Origin of the sequence: Yeosuana marina, assembly GCF_011762485.1 — a bacterium.
Classification (GTDB): domain Bacteria; phylum Bacteroidota; class Bacteroidia; order Flavobacteriales; family Flavobacteriaceae; genus Yeosuana; species Yeosuana marina.
In genome coordinates this window covers 1-17507 of sequence record NZ_JAAKGI010000014.1, presented here as the reverse complement: position 1 = coordinate 17507, position 17507 = coordinate 1, and the positions used below count along the sequence as shown (strand labels likewise).

At 32.1% G+C, this 17507-nt stretch carries 23 protein-coding genes and 1 tRNA gene; 4 read left to right on the top strand and 20 right to left on the bottom strand.

Going from position 1 to position 17507, the window contains the following annotated elements; genetic code table 11:
- The 4 genes from G5V56_RS11670 to G5V56_RS11655 form a co-directional block, all read right to left on the bottom strand.
- Positions 1-741, bottom strand: coding sequence for a sulfite exporter TauE/SafE family protein (locus tag G5V56_RS11670; protein ID WP_166965176.1), 741 nt, complete (start codon positions 739-741; stop codon positions 1-3).
- A 2-nt stretch (positions 742-743) separates the two neighbouring features.
- The gene (locus tag G5V56_RS11665) at positions 744-1082 is read right to left on the bottom strand and encodes a winged helix-turn-helix domain-containing protein (RefSeq protein WP_166965173.1); all 339 of its coding nucleotides are present in this window, start codon (positions 1080-1082) and stop codon (positions 744-746) included.
- An 11-nt stretch (positions 1083-1093) separates the two neighbouring features.
- Complete coding sequence (locus tag G5V56_RS11660; RefSeq protein ID WP_166965170.1) at positions 1094-2269, bottom strand: molybdopterin molybdotransferase MoeA; 1176 nt, start codon at positions 2267-2269, stop codon at positions 1094-1096.
- A gap of 108 nt (positions 2270-2377) precedes the next feature.
- The gene (locus G5V56_RS11655) at positions 2378-2659 is read right to left on the bottom strand and encodes a hypothetical protein (protein WP_166965167.1); all 282 of its coding nucleotides are present in this window, start codon (positions 2657-2659) and stop codon (positions 2378-2380) included.
- A gap of 524 nt (positions 2660-3183) precedes the next feature.
- Between G5V56_RS11655 and G5V56_RS11650 the strand changes: the two genes are divergently transcribed.
- Genes G5V56_RS11650 through G5V56_RS11640 form a run of 3 tightly spaced genes read left to right on the top strand, consistent with a single transcriptional unit; the run spans position 3184 to position 4638 of the window.
- Positions 3184-3393, top strand: a complete 210-nt coding sequence (locus G5V56_RS11650) for a helix-turn-helix domain-containing protein (protein WP_166965163.1) — start codon at positions 3184-3186, stop codon at positions 3391-3393.
- Positions 3394-3401: 8 nt separating this feature from the next.
- On the top strand, positions 3402-3716 hold the full coding sequence (locus G5V56_RS11645; protein ID WP_166965161.1) for a HipA N-terminal domain-containing protein: 315 nt from the start codon (positions 3402-3404) through the stop codon (positions 3714-3716).
- On the top strand, positions 3709-4638 hold the full coding sequence (locus G5V56_RS11640) for a HipA domain-containing protein (RefSeq protein ID WP_166965159.1): 930 nt from the start codon (positions 3709-3711) through the stop codon (positions 4636-4638). The genes G5V56_RS11645 and G5V56_RS11640 overlap by 8 nt, the downstream gene beginning before the upstream one ends.
- 103 nt (positions 4639-4741) lie before the next feature.
- Here G5V56_RS11640 and G5V56_RS11635 read toward each other — a convergent pair whose 3' ends face one another.
- The 9 genes from G5V56_RS11635 to G5V56_RS11605 form a co-directional block, all read right to left on the bottom strand.
- Positions 4742-5410, bottom strand: a complete 669-nt coding sequence (locus tag G5V56_RS11635; protein WP_166965157.1) for a nucleotidyl transferase AbiEii/AbiGii toxin family protein — start codon at positions 5408-5410, stop codon at positions 4742-4744.
- Positions 5411-5418: 8 nt separating this feature from the next.
- Positions 5419-5928 (bottom strand): HigA family addiction module antitoxin, encoded by a 510-nt coding sequence (locus tag G5V56_RS11630; RefSeq protein WP_166965155.1) that lies wholly within the window; start codon positions 5926-5928, stop codon positions 5419-5421.
- A 213-nt stretch (positions 5929-6141) separates the two neighbouring features.
- On the bottom strand, positions 6142-6294 hold the full coding sequence (locus tag G5V56_RS19200) for a plasmid mobilization protein (protein ID WP_339917962.1): 153 nt from the start codon (positions 6292-6294) through the stop codon (positions 6142-6144).
- Between the two features lie 237 nt (positions 6295-6531).
- Positions 6532-6822, bottom strand: coding sequence for a toprim domain-containing protein (locus G5V56_RS19080; protein WP_262886924.1), 291 nt, complete (start codon positions 6820-6822; stop codon positions 6532-6534).
- Between the two features lie 84 nt (positions 6823-6906).
- Positions 6907-7401, bottom strand: coding sequence for a hypothetical protein (locus G5V56_RS19075; RefSeq protein WP_240911306.1), 495 nt, complete (start codon positions 7399-7401; stop codon positions 6907-6909).
- 209 nt (positions 7402-7610) lie between these two features.
- Positions 7611-8816 carry a primase-helicase family protein gene (locus tag G5V56_RS11620; protein ID WP_166965153.1) on the bottom strand — a complete coding sequence of 402 codons (1206 nt, stop codon included), beginning with the start codon at positions 8814-8816 and terminating at the stop codon, positions 7611-7613.
- A complete protein-coding gene (locus tag G5V56_RS11615) occupies positions 8813-9130 on the bottom strand; it encodes a helix-turn-helix domain-containing protein (protein WP_166965151.1) in 318 nt (105 codons plus the stop codon). The genes G5V56_RS11620 and G5V56_RS11615 overlap by 4 nt, the downstream gene beginning before the upstream one ends.
- Positions 9131-9499: 369 nt before the next feature.
- The gene (locus G5V56_RS11610) at positions 9500-10726 is read right to left on the bottom strand and encodes a site-specific integrase (protein WP_166965149.1); all 1227 of its coding nucleotides are present in this window, start codon (positions 10724-10726) and stop codon (positions 9500-9502) included.
- 231 nt (positions 10727-10957) lie between these two features.
- Positions 10958-11031 (bottom strand) — tRNA-Arg (locus G5V56_RS11605).
- A 612-nt stretch (positions 11032-11643) separates the two neighbouring features.
- On the opposite strand from G5V56_RS11605, the gene G5V56_RS11600 reads away from it, so the two are divergent.
- Positions 11644-11874 (top strand): hypothetical protein, encoded by a 231-nt coding sequence (locus G5V56_RS11600; RefSeq protein ID WP_166965147.1) that lies wholly within the window; start codon positions 11644-11646, stop codon positions 11872-11874.
- Between the two features lie 388 nt (positions 11875-12262).
- On the opposite strand, the gene G5V56_RS11595 is transcribed toward G5V56_RS11600, so the two are convergent.
- The 7 genes from G5V56_RS11595 to G5V56_RS11565 all read right to left on the bottom strand — a co-directional run bounded on the left by G5V56_RS11595 (position 12263) and on the right by G5V56_RS11565 (position 17191).
- Positions 12263-12886 carry a GNAT family N-acetyltransferase gene (locus tag G5V56_RS11595; RefSeq protein ID WP_166965145.1) on the bottom strand — a complete coding sequence of 208 codons (624 nt, stop codon included), beginning with the start codon at positions 12884-12886 and terminating at the stop codon, positions 12263-12265.
- Positions 12887-13030: 144 nt separating this feature from the next.
- On the bottom strand, positions 13031-14086 hold the full coding sequence (locus G5V56_RS11590; protein ID WP_240911304.1) for an ATP-grasp domain-containing protein: 1056 nt from the start codon (positions 14084-14086) through the stop codon (positions 13031-13033).
- 111 nt (positions 14087-14197) lie between these two features.
- Positions 14198-14461 carry a YcxB family protein gene (locus G5V56_RS11585; RefSeq protein ID WP_166965143.1) on the bottom strand — a complete coding sequence of 88 codons (264 nt, stop codon included), beginning with the start codon at positions 14459-14461 and terminating at the stop codon, positions 14198-14200.
- A gap of 310 nt (positions 14462-14771) precedes the next feature.
- Positions 14772-15203 (bottom strand): hypothetical protein, encoded by a 432-nt coding sequence (locus G5V56_RS11580; protein WP_166965141.1) that lies wholly within the window; start codon positions 15201-15203, stop codon positions 14772-14774.
- Positions 15197-15544, bottom strand: a complete 348-nt coding sequence (locus G5V56_RS11575; RefSeq protein WP_166965140.1) for a hypothetical protein — start codon at positions 15542-15544, stop codon at positions 15197-15199. Before G5V56_RS11575 ends, G5V56_RS11580 begins: the two co-directional genes overlap by 7 nt.
- A gap of 153 nt (positions 15545-15697) precedes the next feature.
- Positions 15698-16552: a hypothetical protein gene (locus G5V56_RS11570; protein ID WP_166965138.1), complete on the bottom strand. Its 855-nt coding sequence runs from the start codon at positions 16550-16552 to the stop codon at positions 15698-15700.
- A gap of 147 nt (positions 16553-16699) precedes the next feature.
- Positions 16700-17191 carry a phosphoethanolamine transferase domain-containing protein gene (locus tag G5V56_RS11565; protein ID WP_166965135.1) on the bottom strand — a complete coding sequence of 164 codons (492 nt, stop codon included), beginning with the start codon at positions 17189-17191 and terminating at the stop codon, positions 16700-16702.
- Between the last annotated feature and the right edge of the window lie 316 nt (positions 17192-17507).

Sequence of the window (17507 nt, the reverse complement as noted above, 5' to 3'; positions counted from 1 at the left end):
TCACGTAAAAAATAATTTAAGACAAGCCATAACAAGAACTATTGCTAGCATATATCTGAGCTTTTTATTATTTAATTTTTTACTTCCTACATACCCACCTAAAACACCTCCAACAAGCGCTATAGCAACTAATATAAAAGATTCCCATTGTATAACAATTCCTGTACTTAGTTGCCCTATTAAACCTGACGCGGAATTCACCCAAATAAATAAGGCAGAAACAGCAGCCGCTTCTTTCATTTTTCCCCAATGCAACAATAAAATAACAGGAGTTAATATAATGCCTCCACCAATACCAATTAACCCAGAGAAAAAACCTATAACGCCACCAACGATAAGGCCTTGCCACAGTTTAACTTGTTTAATGCTATTACTTTCTTTTCCGAAGACATTCAGCATTTTTAATATAGCAAACACCAATAAAATTGCTAATATTTTTTTGTAAATAGAGGCATCTATCTCGATGGTCCCACCCAAAAAAGCAAAAGGAATAGAAGTTATAGCAAATGATAAAAACAGTTTTTTATTAAAATATCCTTCTTTAAAATAATAGTAAAATGATATACCTGCCACAAACAAATTAAGCAATAGCGCTGTAGGTTTCATGGTTTCTGGAGCAAACGAAAATAGTGCCATTAGGGCTAAATAACCACTAGCTCCTCCATGACCAACACTAGAATATAAAAAGGATATAATAGGTAATATCAACAGAAAAAGATAGATATTTTCTAATTGTAACATAGTTATAAACTTTTAATTTTTTCAAGTTGAACATCTAAAAAATCCCAACATTTTTTATTCATCTCTTCAAAAACAAGGATTAATGATTTTCCGTAGGATGTTAATTCTGTTCCTCCGCCCCCTTTACCTCCTATACTATTTACAGTTACCGGTTTTTTGGTTGTTTTATTAACAGCATTCATAAGATGCCATGCTTTTTTATATGAAATGTTAAGAGATTTAGCTGCTTTAGATAAGGAGCCAGTCTCTTCAATAGCTTTTAATAATTGTACTTTCCCTTCTCCAAGAAATTCTTTATCATCGAGTTCAATCCAGATTCTACTTTTTATTTTATAAGTCATCTCAAAAAAAATTAAATAGGAAGTAATAACACTTCAACCATATCATTAATCTTAATCTGGTCTAAATCTCCAGACATTTTTACCAAGGCATTCGAAATAGCAAACGTTTGTAGCATAGCAGAACTTTGTCCTTCTAAAATGGTAACCGTTCCATCATTATAAATAGCCTTTAAAAATTGAGGTCTATCTCCTTTCTTTTCAAAATTCGATGCTGAAATTGCCATGACTTTAGTTAAGGTATTTTTTAAGCCTGTCATTTTTTGTAACGCAGTATAAACATAGATATAAAAACAAGATAATGCCGCTGACGGATTTCCTGGAAGCGCAAATACCAAGGTATGATCGTTTTTTCCGAAGAATAAAGGCTTCCCAGGTTTTTGATTGACTTTATAGAAAATCTCTTCTATATCCAACTCTTTCAGAGCTTTACCTACAAAATCATAATCACCAACTGAAATACCTCCTGTAATTATAACCATGTCATTTTTTTCGACGGCCTCTTGTAGTTTATTATAGGTATCGTCAAAATTATCTTCAATTTTATGAATTGAAACATCCTCTAAACCAAGATTCAATAGTGCTGTTTTAAGCATTATCGAATTGCTTTCATATATTTTTCCGTAGGTTAATGGTTGCCCAGCTTCTATAAGTTCGTTACCTGTAGTTATTAATGCAATTGATGGTTTTTTGTAAACAGATACTTCGATAATTCCTAACGAACTCAGATAACCAATAGCTGCGGGTGTTAACTTTGTTCCTTTTTTTAAAGCTATTTCGTCGTTTTTAACCTGTTCTCCTGTAGGGCGAATATTCTGCTCCTCAACAGGATTGCTTTCAACAACAATAGCACCTTCTTTTGAAATCACCTTTTCTTGCATGATAACTGCATTCGCTGAATCTGGAACTGCAGCGCCTGTAAATATGCGAATAGCTTCTCCTTTTTTTAAAATGGGTTGATGAGAATCTCCTGCTTTTATTTCGCCAACTAACGAATATGTTAAATCGTTATGTAAATTAAGCGCATAACCATCCATAGCAGATTGCCTAAATGGAGGCATATTTATTGGAGAATAAACATCTGAAAACAGCACTAAATTAAGCGCATTTTCTATAGGTAAGGTTATTGATGTTGAAATAGTATTACCACTTTCAACCACAGCCTTTATAGCATCTTCAATACTTATCATTTTATTTTCGTTATGTCAAAACAAATATAACGAAATTGTTTAATAGTAGAATATGATATTAGTCAGTTATAAATCAAATTACTTTTAAGGAATAACATCTGAGCTATTTTAACACGCTAACCAACCAATACATATTCCCATAAAAAATAAAGCTAGTATTGCTAAGGTTCCTATTATTAAATCTTTAATTAGTCTTAAAAGACCTCCTTCATTTTTATAAGCAAAAAAAGTTCTTATTGAACCAAATATAATGTATATAACAAGAAAACCCTGAAGAAGAACAGGGTGTCTTCCCATAATAAAATAAAAAACAAGCGACGTAAATAACGCTAATAAAGTAGCTAAGGGTAGTGCAACTCTAGAAATTGAAAATTTATTTAAATCAAACATTTGTATTCATTTGTTACCTGCAATTTTACTATAAACTAATTCAAATAACAATAAATACTTTCCTTTATTGTTATATAAAACAACAAAACCCCACAAATAGTGAGGTTTTAAGTGTTGTGATCGCGACAGGATTCGAACCTAATCTGGAATCTCGCATATTTACTACATCTTTAGTGTCAATATTTGCAATTGTTGACCGATTTGTTAACCGATTAAGAAGTGTTTTCGATTTTCGTCCGTTACAAAGTTAAAATAATTTAATGAATCTCAATTCTTATTAAAGTAGCTTTATTAAAATATTTAATAAAAATGATTAATGTAACTAAGATGTGTATATCAATGAATACATACCTTTCCTTTTTTACCGCTATATCAGTAATTTTTAGTAATATAGCATTATTTTACCAAATGATATGATTCCAACCTCTTTTTTTACCGCTATAACGGTGATTTTAAAAAATTTTCTGCATTTTTATCCTTTTTGATTCCAAAAATTATTACATTTACTGCTTAAACGGTAAAAAATGAATGATTTAGATTTAGGTGCTTTAATAAAAGTCCATCGTAAAGAAGCAGGACTCACACAGCTTGAATTAGCAAATCTAGCAGGAATAGGGAAAACAACCGTTTTTGATATTGAAAAAAACAAAGAAACGGTTCGTTGGAGTAACCTTTTAGCCGTGCTCGAAGTTTTGAATATTAAAGTAGAGTTTAAAAGTCCATTGCCTAAATAATGATAACAATGAGAAAAGCGGTTGTAATGGTACATGGAAAAAGAGCTGGGGTGTTAACTGAGGTCTCCCCCAGCGAATATACCTTTGAATATGATCATAATTATGATGGTGTGCCTATTTCTTTGACCATGCCTACTAACCACAAAACATATGGCTATAAATCATTCCCTCCTTTTTTTGAAGGTTTATTACCTGAAGGTGTTATGTTAGAAGGCTTATTAAAGATTGCCAAAATAGATAAAAACGATTATTTTTCTCAGTTAATTGCTACTGGAAGCGATTTAGTAGGCGCTGTAACAGTCAAATTATTAGACAATGAATAGATGCCCTATTACATACGAATTATGTGGTAACAAAAAATACAGTGAAAAGGGACTTCGAAAGATAGCTCCTAAATTGACGTATTTGAATGATTTACCCTTTACAGCAGCTGAACTTCGACGAGAAGCTGCCAATAGAGCAAAAAAAATATCTATTCAAGGTGTTCAGCCTAAATTGAGTGCTTCCATTTCTGTAGTTGACCAGGAGTTTAAAATTGTAGACCAATTTGGAACATACATTATAAAACCTCAAAATGATTTATTCCCTCAACTACCAGAAAATGAAGATTTAACAATGCGAATGGCTTCTACCTTTAACTTGGAAGTTCCATTTCATGGTATGGTCTACGGAAAAGATGGCAGCTTATCTTATTTTATAAAACGATTTGACCGATACGGAAAAGGCAAAAAATATGCTACAGAAGATTTTGCACAATTAACTGGTAACACAAGAGATACCAAGTATCGTTTTACAATGGAAAAACTAATACCAGTTATTGACGAATTTTGCTCATTTCCAGCTGTAGAAAAGGCTGATTTTTTCAAACGGATTCTTTTTTGTTTTGTCACAGGTAATGAAGATATGCACTTGAAAAACTTTTCACTAATTACAAAAAAAGGGAAAACAATGTTAGCTCCAGTATACGATTTTTTAAATTCAAGTATTGCGATTAAAAACCCAGAAGAAGAAATTGCATTAACCTTAAAGGGGAAAAAAAGCAATCTCAAAACAACTGATTTTATCGATTATTACGCTAAAGAACGCTTACAATTGAGCGACAAAGCATTAGATACAATTTTAAAGCAAATACAAAATACAATTCCTAAATGGAAAGCCTTAATTGACATTTCTTTTCTTTCTGATGAAATGAAAGAAAAGTATTTTAATATTTTTGAAGGTAGATTGAAATTATTTCCTTTTTAAATTAAACCACCATATATTGAGTCACAAATCACTCTTGTCTTATGACATTCAATAGGCGCTCAACTTGTGGGTGACTTGTTCAGTAGCTTGCTCGATAACCTTTTCAGAATCCGGAAAAGTCATTCATTATTTTTTGTACCTCTTCTTCAATATCAATTTTCATAAGCTCCCAATCTTGATTTCTATAACAGTTGGGTGTTAAATCATCTTCCGCCAAAGAAAAATCCAAACATCTTTCCAATAACTCTTCTCTTGCTGAACCATACGGATTTCGTTGTTCATAGAACCCTAGCATTTGTTCCAAAGTATAGACATCCAAAAGTTCGTGGATGTCCCAAAAATCTTTTTTACGCCCACCATTAGCAATAACTTCAAGCTTCATTGCCGCAATTTCTTCCTTTGATGCTAATCTTATGTTATCTATCTCCAGCAAAGGAAAAACAAAGGGTTCATTACTATAGTAAATATCCAACTTAAAAGCGTTATGAGCATCATTTCCAACAAAATAGGACCTTCCAAAAACCACGTCGCCTATACTTGAATTATCGACATAAGGAAACACTTCCTTTAGAATCCTTTCAAGACGACCAAAGTCCAAACTACCATACTCAACATCAGTAAATAAATCAATATCTATGGATTCCCTGTGCCCTAGTTGCAAACTTAATGACGTACCCCCTACTAATCGAAAACTGTTAAACTCTTCAATAGCCATTAGTGTCGTTAAGGATTCCCATAGAAGATCTGAAACAGTATTGAGATGTAAAGGCATTTAAAAACTTAAATAAGGCCATAATTTTCTGCATTCTTTTTGAATGTAGATAGACGAGACCGATTAATAGATTTTGCTATTTTAGAAACCGTTGCTTTACCGTAGAATTTTATAATTTCGTTGATTTCCTTATCATTACCCCTTTCTAAAATCCTTTGGATAATGGCACGTTTGTTTTTATTCCAATCAATTTTATCAAAAGAAGTATCCCAAAACAGTACTCTCCTGATGTTGTCTAGATTTGGCTTTCTTTTACTATTGGAAGCCAATTTGTTTTTTACTTCATAACCTGCCTGCAACATCATAAAATAATCTTCTTCTGTATTAAAGTATTCTGCCAATTTAATAGATAGCTCTGCGGTAATACCTCTCTTTTGATTTATGATAGCACTAATAGTTTGCTTATGCTCATTTATAGTCATAGCCAATTGAGAGCTTTTAATATTATTTCGTTTTATTTCACGGTGTAATATAAGCCCAGGGTGTATTCCTTTTATTTTATCTATTTTAGGTAACATACTTTGTCTTCTATTTCAAAATTAGAAATAAATAAATTAGTAAACAAATTTGTTTACTAATTTTTAACAATTGTAAGTCACTTTAAAATTCCCAATTCTATTAAGATAACCTTATATCATTTTTTATTTTCCATTTCCTAGTATTTATTAATTGACATACCAGTATTGCTTTCTTTAAAAAAAACACTATCTAACTTTTTAATAAGATTATCTTTATTTAATAAGCATTTTATAGATTTGGATATGTTCTTCGCTAAAGCGTTCAGTGATTTCCTTTTCAAAAACAGAGCGCCTGATGTATTCACTAACGCTCAACCCGTACTTTTTACTTTTACCTTCAGCAGTTTCTTTTCGTAAACGGAACATCGAAACTTAACGAGTTCTTCTTTCCTCTTAAACACTCTTTTTTCTCTGCGACCTTCGGGAGCAGGTGAGAATGTGTCCACAGACACACATCTCGAATTCCTACCCAAGACCATCTTCTCTTTCGTTGCACCTGTTTCCAGTTCCAATGCAATACTATCGGATTGATCAATTGCATCGGTAGGAATCTCTAAAGTCAGTTGCGATTGTTTCTGCATTTCCGGGGGTATATATTCAAAATCAGCTTCCTCCAACATGACACAGGTGTTCGTTTAAATCTTTATGGTTTTTATAGGTTTCCCTTTGGTCAATTACAGAGGGAAATTTTTCTGTTAAATACCTAGTGGCTTTATCACCTGCCTTGTCATTATCCAAATAGAGCAAGATTCTAACATAACCATTAACATAATGATTAACATAATCCTCCACGTCTCTAATAAAAGCAAGGAAATTGAGCACAATAATATCAGAAGTACTGGTTAGTTCTTCTTCTAATACCGCCACCGAGAATAGATCAAACATACCTTCCACAATAACCAATTGTTTGCCGTCTCTTTTAATAAGGCTATGGGATTTGAGACTGCTGCAATTTTTGATAATCCTATTGCGAAGTTCTCATCCTCCCTTTATGTTCTCGAGTCCAATAGCGAAAAACAGGCTTCCATTATATTTATACCATACTTGTTTACTATAGAGGTTTGCTATAGCTAGTGGTATCTTCCTGGAACCTAAATACTGGATTAATGCCGGATGTTTTATTTCCTGGGCTTTCACCACTTCTATCATATGGGGATCTTCCTCAAAAGGGATTTGCTGCTGCTGAAAAGAAAAAGAGGTTGGATTGTCATTTAAAAATGTCAGGGCTTCCTTTACCGTACAGTTCAAAACCATAATGACCAGATCGATCACATTACCGCGAATGCCCAGTCCGTGGTCGTACCATCTGTTTTTTCTTTTAGAGACCTTCAAAGAGGCTTGTGTTTCTGACCTAAAAGGGCTCAGAAACCATGCTTCCTGTTCCGTTTCACTATTGGGAAAGTGCCCTAATTTTTCCAGCGCCTTTACCACTGGAAAATTGCGAGCTGTTTCACAATTTATTTTTCTTTTCATCTGCAAAATGTTTTTAGGTGATTTTTTGATGATATGATGACAATCCTCTGTAAACCTAGAGCACATCTACATTTCCTTTGTCATCAATTTGTCATCATCTCATCGTTTTAAATTCTAAATTTTAGTTCTCTGTCATCATTATTTAGTTTGATGACAAAGTGATGACAGTTTGATGACAGCCTAAACTCCTATAAATACTAAGGGTTTCGTTAATCCGTCATCAAATCATCAAAATTTTTAATCAGGAAATCCTTTTTTACAGTAAAGTAGCGTCCTTTGGCAGTATTCTCACCTATACTGCCATCACCTAAAATAATAAGCCGTTTATATTTATTGGAGTTCTTTTGATTTTCCAGACACCAGTCAAATTTCAACAGCTTCCTTAGCTGTGTCAAATCTGTTCGTACCCGGGTTCTGTTCATGAGGTGCAATGCATCCATCGGGCATAAATGCACTTCTTCCATATCATAATTCTCCATGAAACCCAAGAGAATACTGGCCAATTCTTTTTCAACACGGTTTCTGTTATTTTGAACCAGTTTGACAAGTGCCGGTGTTTTTATCTGTTGTTCTGTAAACCACATTCTGGTTTTATGGGGAGAATGCAACTTTCGGTGCTTTAAAAAGTGTAGGAAAGCAGGAATCTCTTCTGTTAGTTTTTCCAGATAATTAGTAAGCTCTTGAGATATTGACGGTACTTTTAATACCCAAAATCGCGTTTCAAGAGCATCTATTTTGATAAAGTTTGTTTCATTATTACTACATAGCACAAACTTTCCAAAAAACTCAACTTCCCTTCTATCCTTACGTTTGGCCTCAAGTTTATTAGTATTTGTTGTACTCAAATACTTTATACGCTCAGTAAGTTCTTCTTTATTAAAGAGGACTTCATCAATACATATGAGTAGTTTATTGGCCCAATCCTCATTAAATTGACTTGTAAAACTATCGTTGGTAAGATAAGTCATGTTATTTTCAAAGATTTTCTTAAGCCACTTTAAAAAGGTACTTTTTCCTGTGGAACGCTCCTTAGAAACCAGACATAAAATTGGCAAAATTTGGATAGGCCTGGTATAGAGTAATTGCAGGTAATCCAGCCCCAGTTCGTAATGTTTTCCAAAAATATGGGATACAAATTCAATGCTTAAGCTAAAATCGCCTTTAATTGGAGTATTCGATAATGGTGAGTAAATATTATAAAATCCAAAGTATTCCTGCTGAAAATTCAGATGGCTGGGCATACAGGTAAAGCCATCGTACTTTGGTATTTTACTAATTAAATCTTTACCATGATCTTGCCTAATGATTTCTTGAGTCCAATGCACAAGCAATTCATTAAAACCTCCGGCAATAGTGGGTGCTTTGACACGCTTATAATACGACGTGCCTACACGTATATAAGGTATGTTCTTCATGATAACTGTTTTAAATGAAGGATTCCCTGTCTCACCTTACGGCGCATAGTATAGACCAAAGCTTCGGCTTCAAGCTCCTGTTTTGATTTCTGATTGTTTTGTAGTAGCCATTCAATCAGTTTCTTCTTCTCAAAAAAGAGCTTTTTGCCATTGGGTTTTGAGTGGTGTATCCTGCCAGAGGATGTTAACTTATACAAATAACTCCTGGATATTCCCGCATAATCACAGGCTTCATCAAAGGTCAAGACCTCCTTTTGGCCAATGAGCTGTTTTTCCAAACGGTCAAGCCGTTCAAGTATTAATAGATTGTCCATTTTTATTGTTTTTGAGTTAATAAAATGAACAAAGGCCTTTGTTTTCCCTTATGGGAGTGTGGAAATAAAGGTATAAAACTGAGCTATTGAAAGAAGAAAAAACCTGAAATAGTTATTCACAAATATTTGATAAACAACAAATTAAAACAAAATAAGTCAAACCATATAATCAAAACCATTACCAAATTTTTCTTTTATCTTTTTCATATCAATTACCCTAAATGAAAATGTCAAAAAAATGCCAGTAATTATATGTATTCTAAGTTATTAACAATAATCAAAGTGGGTTACGATCAAAATGTGGGTATCATGTGTCTATTTTGGGATATCAACTTTGTAAATTCATACTTTTTAATTCAAAAGAGAAATCTATTTAACTTGCAGCTTTTCACTCAACTTAAACATATCCTCGCTCACCTTTTTATTAATTACCCTAGCATAAATTTGTGTAGTTGCTATTTTAGTATGTCCCAAAAGTTTAGAAACTGTCTCAATGGGAACACCATTGCTCAAGGTAACCGTCGTAGCAAAGGTATGACGAGCCATATGAAAGGTTAAGTTTTTTTTAAGGCCACTTAACTCGGCAATTTCTTTTAAATAACTATTAATCTTTTGATTTGAGAAACAAGGGAAAAGCGTATTTGAAATGACGGTTCTTTGATGTCCCTCGTATTTTTTTATTAAATTTTTAGCCTGATTCAATAAAGGTATTTCCAAAAAGGAATTTGTTTTTTTCCTCTTAGACTTTATCCAATAATTTCCGTCCATACCTAAGATAATGTTGTCAGCTGTTAACCCGTTCATATCTATATAAGATATCCCTGTATAACAGCTAAAAAGAAACAAATCCTTAATAATGTTAAGTCTTTCAATAGATGAATGAAATTTTTCTAACGAATCCAACTCAGCATCTGTCAAGAACTCCCTGCGCTTATTTTCAAATGAGCTTTTAAACCTAACAAATGGATCTTTAATTATCCACTCCATATGATACGCCATAGTTACCATTTTACGTAATCTCTGCAAATGTTTCATTGCTGTATTATGACTCATTTTTCGTTGATGGTCCTTGGGCTGGTAGGATTTGATAAAGCATTCGAAATCGACAATAAATGAATAATTTAAACTTTGTAAACTAACATCAGTAGTTTTCAGTTTCTCGTTTAAAAACTTTTCTAAATACCCTTGAGTTACTTTATAATGACGAAGCGTATGGCTATTTAATTTTTCCTTGGAAACTTCATTGTGATATTTAAATAATTCCAACAATGTTTTGCCAGATTCATCCATTCCTAAAAACCTGGATTTAATTAATTGAGCAGTAATTAATTTATTTTCACTCAGCAAGTCTTCATAAGATTCATAAATTTTTGCTCTTACTTGCTCTAGATACTTATTAAAAAGTCTAGCTTGTTGTTTAGTCCCTCTTGCCTTTCCCTTGTTTGCATCCCAACTAGAAATGGGTATGCGTCTTTGCAAGCTTAAATTTGTTCGTTTACCATTAACTGTTATCCTTGCATAAACTGGAACTTGATCGTTTTTAATACGTGAGGTGTTAGCCCAAAATAAAAGGCTAAAAGTGGATCGATTTTTCATAATTATCGTCTTTAGTTAAACATTTACTAAGACGAAAGCCAAATACAACTATCTAAATATAAGGATTTTAACCCCTTATTCGGTCAACACTTTTTCATTTTTTTAAACTGTTGACCGATTTAGAACCATTTAATCTCAAATCAAATCAAAATAAATTGCTCCCTTAAAACTACAAAACCTTGCAAATCATATAGTTTGCAAGGTTTTAACACTTTTTGAAAGGTGCTGTAGTGATCGCGACAGGATTCGAACCTGTGACCGTCTGCTTAGAAGGCAGATGCTCTATCCAACTGAGCTACGCGACCATTAATTAGTAGAAAATAATCTATATTAGACTAAATTCTATAACTAAAATTTAAAAATACTTTTACGTATTTTAAGGCTGCAAATATATAAATGTATTTTCAAGAAAAAAACATAAATCGAAACATATTTAGTTTAAAACATAAAAAATGAATTCGGGTTATAATTTTATACAAAGTAATAAGGTATAGAAGTAAAAACTTAACCTAATTTTATTAAAAACTATTTACTCATATTCGCAAAAATCAGACGAGATATTAATAAAATAAAAACACTAATAATTATTAAATTATTAGTGTTTTTGATATTTTTATTTTCTAAATTCGTCGGGATGACAGGTAGAAATATCCCAATGTACTTTTTTAATAATCAAATAGTTACGTATTATTTCACACCTTGGTAACCGAATAGGTAACTTATTTGATAAGATCTTTTGTTGTATTTTGATACTAATATAATGATTTTATAAAAGAAAAACTATTTTTAATAAAACACATTGATTGTTGTTCTTCTTAAGCTATTTGTTTTTTAGCTCTTTGTTGTGCAATTGGCTTTTTTCTCCGATGTGTTGTTTTTCCGCTTTAGTTTGTTAATTTAGTCAAAATTTTCTTTCTATGTCAAGTCTTAAAAAACATAAAATATTGAATCTTCTTTTAAAAGTCTATAATGACAAAAGTTTTACAACATCAAATACTCAAGAAGCTGGTAAAACTTTAAGTACTGAAGACATACATAGAAAAACTAACTATAGTTTAGATTCGGTCAATCTTCTCATTGGTGCTCTTCATTACAACGACTATATTAAAAAATTCAGATTGCACGGCAAAGGAGAAACTGATTTTTGAGGTATAACTGATAAAGGTAGAAATGCCATATCCGAAAATCATTTTGTTTGGTATAAGAATTTCAGCTATTGGTCAGAACTTGTCGCTATTGTAATATCTATTATTGCATTATTAGTCTCTATTTTCAAAGGATAATTGATAATATCAAAGCAAGTATTGCAAGTGGTAAGTAAATCTTATCTATAATCTTCCATATTTTTTTATTCCTTTCTTCTGTCCGTTTTTCTTTTTCAAGGAACTTTCTTAACTCTTCCGTCATTTTTTTAGCTGTTGCACAACGATTATGTATAAGAATAGTGCGGTTTTATGTGCGAGGATTTTCCGAAGGAAAATCAGAAGCTAGCAAAACGCACTAACCCTTGATTAAGCACTAAACTAAGCATTATTTTTATACGGTTTTGTGTGTAGGCATTTTATTCAATTTCTTCTTTAGTTCAGATTTTACATTGTCATTCCATTCACTTTTCAGAATGCTCATTAAAATTCCGTCAGTTCGTCCAATTCCATTAGTTGCTGGAAAAATTCCACGTAATATTCCTTCTTTTTGACATCCGACACTTTCCATTGCTCTAATACTTCTTTCATTTTCGATGTAGGCTCCAAGTCCGATTCTTTCAGCTTCAATTTTTTCAAATGCAAATTCAAATAGTAAAAATTTACAATGTTTATTTAATCCAGTCCCTCTGAATTCTTTTCCGTACCAAGTGTACCCTAATCGGATAGCTTTTAAACTTGGAACTATTTCACAGTATCTTGTACTTCCCGCAAATTGATTTTTAATTTTGTCAAAAACGACAAAGGGATAATCTTTTTCAGCTTTTCGATTGTCGATAGTTGATTGTATATATTTAGTCAGATTTTCAATTCCGTTCCCCTTTACGAATGAGTATTTCCAAATGTCAGTTTCATTTGCGATTTCAATTAAATTTTCAACGTGCTCAATTTTTAGAGGACTCATTTTCACAAAATCATCTTCTAAAATATAGTTTTCTTTAAAATCAAAATTTAGCATTCAGTTCTTTATTTTGGTGCCCAACGTGATTGTATAAGAATAGTGCGGTTTTGTGTGCGAGGATTTTCCGAAGGAAAATCAGAAGCTAGCAAAACGCACTAACTTTTGATTAGCACTAAACTAAGCATTATTTTTATACGTTTGTTAGCAACTGGCTTTCCACGATTGTTTAATCATATTTTTCAATAAATCTATATAATTCCATCCAATTTTTCTCGAAGCCAATAATGTCAAACTATCTTGATTTTGCCTGTGAGGTCTTGATGGTCCTGTCATATTGGGTTTCATATTTAAATCGAACAAGAAATAATTTCCATTTTCGTCCGCACGACAATCTATTCGTATTGGTGCTTTGATATTTAATAATTCACTCGCTTTTTCACATTGTCTGTAAACTTCAATTATTTTTCTTGAGTTTAGCTCCTTATTTTCGAGAACTGAACTGTTTTTCATTACTGCTACAATTCCGTTATAAGGTGCTATTCCATCTTTATGGTTAAATCTTTTTACAGCAGGAAGACACCAAGGATTTTTATAAATTTTTTCCTGATTGTCAATCAAATAATTACCAGATGGCATTACAGTAACAGTTATTTCTTGTCCATTTAAAAATTGCTCGACATAAACTGTATTTCCATACTCGTTATTCGAGAATATTTTGTTTAGCTTGTCGTCCAATTCTTTTTGATTTCTAATCAGCGAAACACCTTGGCTTCCTCTTCCTCTTATTGGCTTAGCGACTATTGGAAAATCAATATCCAATGTATAAATGGTCAAATTTTCTGTTGAAATTAATTTCGTTTTAGGAATAGGAATTTTATTTTTTCTTAAAAGTTCATTCGTAAAATATTTGTCATCGTAAATATCAACTTGACTTGGTAATTGTCCGATAAATTTAAAATCTCGGTTAAAGTAGTTTTCTATTTCGTGTTTTTTGTATAAAACGGTGTTTAACCAAAAAGTGTTTGCTCCTTTGTCCAACGCATTTTGAATTCCTTTTTTTGTATCGGGAAATACCCAATCTAAATCTGTTTTAATATTTGGTTTACTGATTGGCGTAACTATTCGGATACCATTTTTTTCCAATTCATATGCAATGTCAGCTCCACTATCCGAATAACCACCAGGTTTCATTGGTTTCTGAATTCCACCTTTAATTGGTGGAAGTTTGGCTTGATATAGAATTGCTATTGTTTGCACAATGTTTTTTTAGCATAACGTGATTGTGTATGGTTTCGTTGCGTGAAAATCCGCAAGGATTTTCCACCGTAACCGAAAGATAGCAAATTGCAATGAATTCCGATTAGGAATTCAGCCGCAATGAGCTATACACGGCTTAAGTTTGTTCAAAATATCAATTTCAGTTGGTTCTAATAATTTTATTGGAAGATAAATCCCTTGTTTTGAATCTGTTTTTAAAGCAAAATATGTTTTCCTTTTTTGAACAGATTTTAAATCAGAATAATCAAGTTCAGATTTACTTTTGTCCGATTTAATAATAATTCTTTCAGGTTGAATTTCGTAGTGAAGATCAAAATTTTTGAACCAAGCTTTTTGAGTTAAAATAATAATCAAAGGATTTAGAAAATAGTAAAGACCGAAGAAGATCATAAATCCATCATTAGTAATTGGTTTCTGTTGAATCCATTAATAAAATCCATAGAAATAAGTATTGATTATCAGTGCTTTAAGATACGAATTTAAAAAGAATCATTAATGGTTTTTAAGAAGAAGTTTTTGCGCAGTCTGACGGTTGGGCTATAGTTTCGTTGCGTGAAAATCAGCTATGATTTTCCGCCGTAAACCGGAGATAGCAAATTTGTGAGGACTTTCCGAAAGGAAAGTCAGAAGCAATGAACTATAGCCGGTGTTGTGGTTAGTTTTTTTACTCATTCAGTATTTTAGTTAGTTTTGGAAATTCCGTTTCCATTCTTTTATTGTCCATTTTTCCATCGTAGTCATTGTCTCCATATTCAAGTCCAACAGCTATTAGTCCTTCAAATCCATTTAGTTCCGATTTTGGTATTTCTCTTAAAATATTTGCAAATTCGTTTTCACCAATTCGATAAATTATTTGGGTTAAAACGTAACCCAAATCATAAGAACTTGCTGCTCCACCATTCGGAAATTTTTTTATTCCAATGATTGCGTTTTTATCTTTTTTCAGAGCGTGGTTAATCAAACTTTCCATTTTTATGTTTTCCGACAAAGATTGATGAACAAGCAAAGTGTCGCCAATAATGATTCCATCAACTTTTTCTTTTTTGCAGCTGATTATTGTCAAAATCACAAATAGAAAAATGATTTTTTTTACCATAAATAAGGTTTTGCAAAGTAGAGCCAACCACACCATAAAGTCCAGAAGCAACTAAATAAAAGTCCGATTATGAAGAATATTATTCGCAGTTTTTTAATTCCGACTTTATTTTTCAGATAATACCAATCAAATAATTCTAATAAGATTCCTAATGAGTAAAAAATATTTGCTCCAATTCCCCAAACTATAATTCCGATTGTGTCGTCTAAAGTCCAAAAGTATTCTCCTCTTGAAAGTCCATCATAAATAGCAAAAATTCCGAAAAGTCCAACAGCGACATTATAAATCCATCTTTTAGATTCCCACCATTTTATATTCGATTTTAGTTCTTCTATTGTCATTTTTTCAAATTAACCACAACGTGATTATATAAGAATAGTGCTGTTTTGTGTGCGAGGATTTTCCGAAGGAAAATCAGAAGCTAGCAAAACTGCACTAACCTTTGATTAAGCACTAAACTACGCATTATTTTTATACGGTGTTGTAAGCTGGCTTTATTGTTCTCCAAATTTCAAATATCCGTTTTCTATTCCGTAATCTATATCCATTATATATCTTTCAACCTCACTTAAATCATTAAATTGATATGTAACTTCCTCGTGTTTTTTTGTTTGAAAATATGTTAGTTTTCTTTCCAAAAGTTTAATGAAATTATGACCTGAATAATCTTTAGGATTGAAAATTAGCAAATAAATATGTTCCATATCCTCTGAAGGATATTTTTCAATCGAAATTCCATAACGAAGTTTGGTTGTCACATCGTAATATGGAATAAAAGTTTCTTCTATTCCTTTTTTTGTTTTGAATTTGACTTTTCCTCTTGCAAACGGAAATTTTTTTGCTCTTTTCTGATTATATGAATCTCTTGCTAAAAAAAGTGAATGAACGATTTTAGTTCCTTTATAAAGTAGAAGCTTAACTTTTTCTTTTTTAGGCTTGTCAAATAAATATTCTCCAATATACAAATCAAACTTTTCTGCCATTGGGTGAGAATTGTTTTCAATCAGATTTTCTGTTGAGTAAATTTCATCAGCTATTTTCAGATAGTTGATTGGTGCAACTCCCATTGGAAATCTACTTTGGTTTTGAAATCTTAAACCACCATTATCATCAGGAACTATATATTTTTTAGTAGACCAAAAATTATGTCTTTCTCGAATATGCTCGTTTCCTGTATCTTCATTTCCTTTTATTAAAATCAGATTATGTTTGTCCGAAATAGCAATAACCTCTTTAAATGAATGTTTGTCCGTCGACATTAAACGAAAGCCATAGTATTTAAAAACAGGATTTTCTCTATTATTAGATAGAATTTCTTTAATATCCTCTTCTGAAAGTAATTGTTCCAATTTTGATGTTTGTTCGAGTTTTTAGCTTGCTTACAACGGTTTCGTATAACCGTCAGTTACGGATTTAAAGTTAATAATTTTCGGTTTGGCACAGACTTTAGCAATTCCGAGTGGATTCGGACGTAGTCGAATCCGCCGTAATTGCGGTTATACATTGTTAGCAACTGGCATTTTTTTCACAACATTATTCAATTCAGTTTCTTTTTGAGTTCCGATTAGAAATTTTTTTCCATTTTTCAATTCTATCGCAAGTCCATTATTTCCTTTCATATTGTAAACTGTTCCGTATTTTGTCCAAAGTCGGATTCCCCAACCGCCAACAAATCCATAATTCACAACTTTTGTGTTTTTTATTTCAGTCCATTCAACTCTCTTTTTCGTAAAAGGGAAGAAATCCATTTGAATTCCATTTTTGTCAATCGAGGTTTTTAATTTCATAATAAGGAAAAGTCCGATTAACGCGAAAACGAACACCGAAAATATTATTAATCCAAGGTCAGACATTGGCTTATCTCCAGATTGTTCTCCTAAAATCAGTTGTTTGTAAATTCCGAATATTGGTAAAATTCCAATTGAAATTAAAATCAACCAAAGCCACCATTGAGTAAATTTCTGTTCTTCTTTGAATTCAGTTTTCATCTGCGTTAAGTTTTGCTTGTTGCTAACGTGATTGTATAAGAATAGTGCGGTTTTGTGTGCGAGGATTTTCCGAAGGAAAATCAGAAGCTAGCAAAACGCACTAACCCTTGATTAAGCACTAAACTAAGCATTATTTTTATACGGTGTGCCTGTTGCACAACACTCAAATATAGTTTAAAATTTTAAGATTTGCATGAAAGTTCTTATTTTTAGGAATGCAAGGCAAGAAAGATTATCAAGAGAAATTATTCAACAATTTTCAGTTAAGTGTTCGCGTACCAGAGCACAATTTCTATCGACGTTTAAAAGCAGTTTT

What these genes read in the sequence shown, in the direction of transcription:
- G5V56_RS11670 (WP_166965176.1), bottom strand. Translation starts at nt 741, where the DNA reads ATGTTACAATTAGAAAATATCTATCTTTTTCTGTTGATATTACCTATT.
- G5V56_RS11665 (WP_166965173.1), bottom strand. Translation starts at nt 1,082, where the DNA reads ATGACTTATAAAATAAAAAGTAGAATCTGGATTGAACTCGATGATAAA.
- G5V56_RS11660 (WP_166965170.1), bottom strand. Translation starts at nt 2,269, where the DNA reads ATGATAAGTATTGAAGATGCTATAAAGGCTGTGGTTGAAAGTGGTAAT.
- G5V56_RS11655 (WP_166965167.1), bottom strand. Translation starts at nt 2,659, where the DNA reads ATGTTTGATTTAAATAAATTTTCAATTTCTAGAGTTGCACTACCCTTA.
- G5V56_RS11650 (WP_166965163.1), top strand. Translation starts at nt 3,184, where the DNA reads ATGAATGATTTAGATTTAGGTGCTTTAATAAAAGTCCATCGTAAAGAA.
- G5V56_RS11645 (WP_166965161.1), top strand. Translation starts at nt 3,402, where the DNA reads ATGAGAAAAGCGGTTGTAATGGTACATGGAAAAAGAGCTGGGGTGTTA.
- G5V56_RS11640 (WP_166965159.1), top strand. Translation starts at nt 3,709, where the DNA reads ATGAATAGATGCCCTATTACATACGAATTATGTGGTAACAAAAAATAC.
- G5V56_RS11635 (WP_166965157.1), bottom strand. Translation starts at nt 5,410, where the DNA reads ATGCCTTTACATCTCAATACTGTTTCAGATCTTCTATGGGAATCCTTA.
- G5V56_RS11630 (WP_166965155.1), bottom strand. Translation starts at nt 5,928, where the DNA reads ATGTTACCTAAAATAGATAAAATAAAAGGAATACACCCTGGGCTTATA.
- G5V56_RS19200 (WP_339917962.1), bottom strand. Translation starts at nt 6,294, where the DNA reads ATGTTCCGTTTACGAAAAGAAACTGCTGAAGGTAAAAGTAAAAAGTAC.
- G5V56_RS19075 (WP_240911306.1), bottom strand. Translation starts at nt 7,401, where the DNA reads ATGAAAAGAAAAATAAATTGTGAAACAGCTCGCAATTTTCCAGTGGTA.
- G5V56_RS11620 (WP_166965153.1), bottom strand. Translation starts at nt 8,816, where the DNA reads ATGAAGAACATACCTTATATACGTGTAGGCACGTCGTATTATAAGCGT.
- G5V56_RS11615 (WP_166965151.1), bottom strand. Translation starts at nt 9,130, where the DNA reads ATGGACAATCTATTAATACTTGAACGGCTTGACCGTTTGGAAAAACAG.
- G5V56_RS11610 (WP_166965149.1), bottom strand. Translation starts at nt 10,726, where the DNA reads ATGAAAAATCGATCCACTTTTAGCCTTTTATTTTGGGCTAACACCTCA.
- G5V56_RS11600 (WP_166965147.1), top strand. Translation starts at nt 11,644, where the DNA reads ATGTCAAGTCTTAAAAAACATAAAATATTGAATCTTCTTTTAAAAGTC.
- G5V56_RS11595 (WP_166965145.1), bottom strand. Translation starts at nt 12,886, where the DNA reads ATGCTAAATTTTGATTTTAAAGAAAACTATATTTTAGAAGATGATTTT.
- G5V56_RS11580 (WP_166965141.1), bottom strand. Translation starts at nt 15,203, where the DNA reads ATGGTAAAAAAAATCATTTTTCTATTTGTGATTTTGACAATAATCAGC.
- G5V56_RS11575 (WP_166965140.1), bottom strand. Translation starts at nt 15,544, where the DNA reads ATGACAATAGAAGAACTAAAATCGAATATAAAATGGTGGGAATCTAAA.
- G5V56_RS11565 (WP_166965135.1), bottom strand. Translation starts at nt 17,191, where the DNA reads ATGAAAACTGAATTCAAAGAAGAACAGAAATTTACTCAATGGTGGCTT.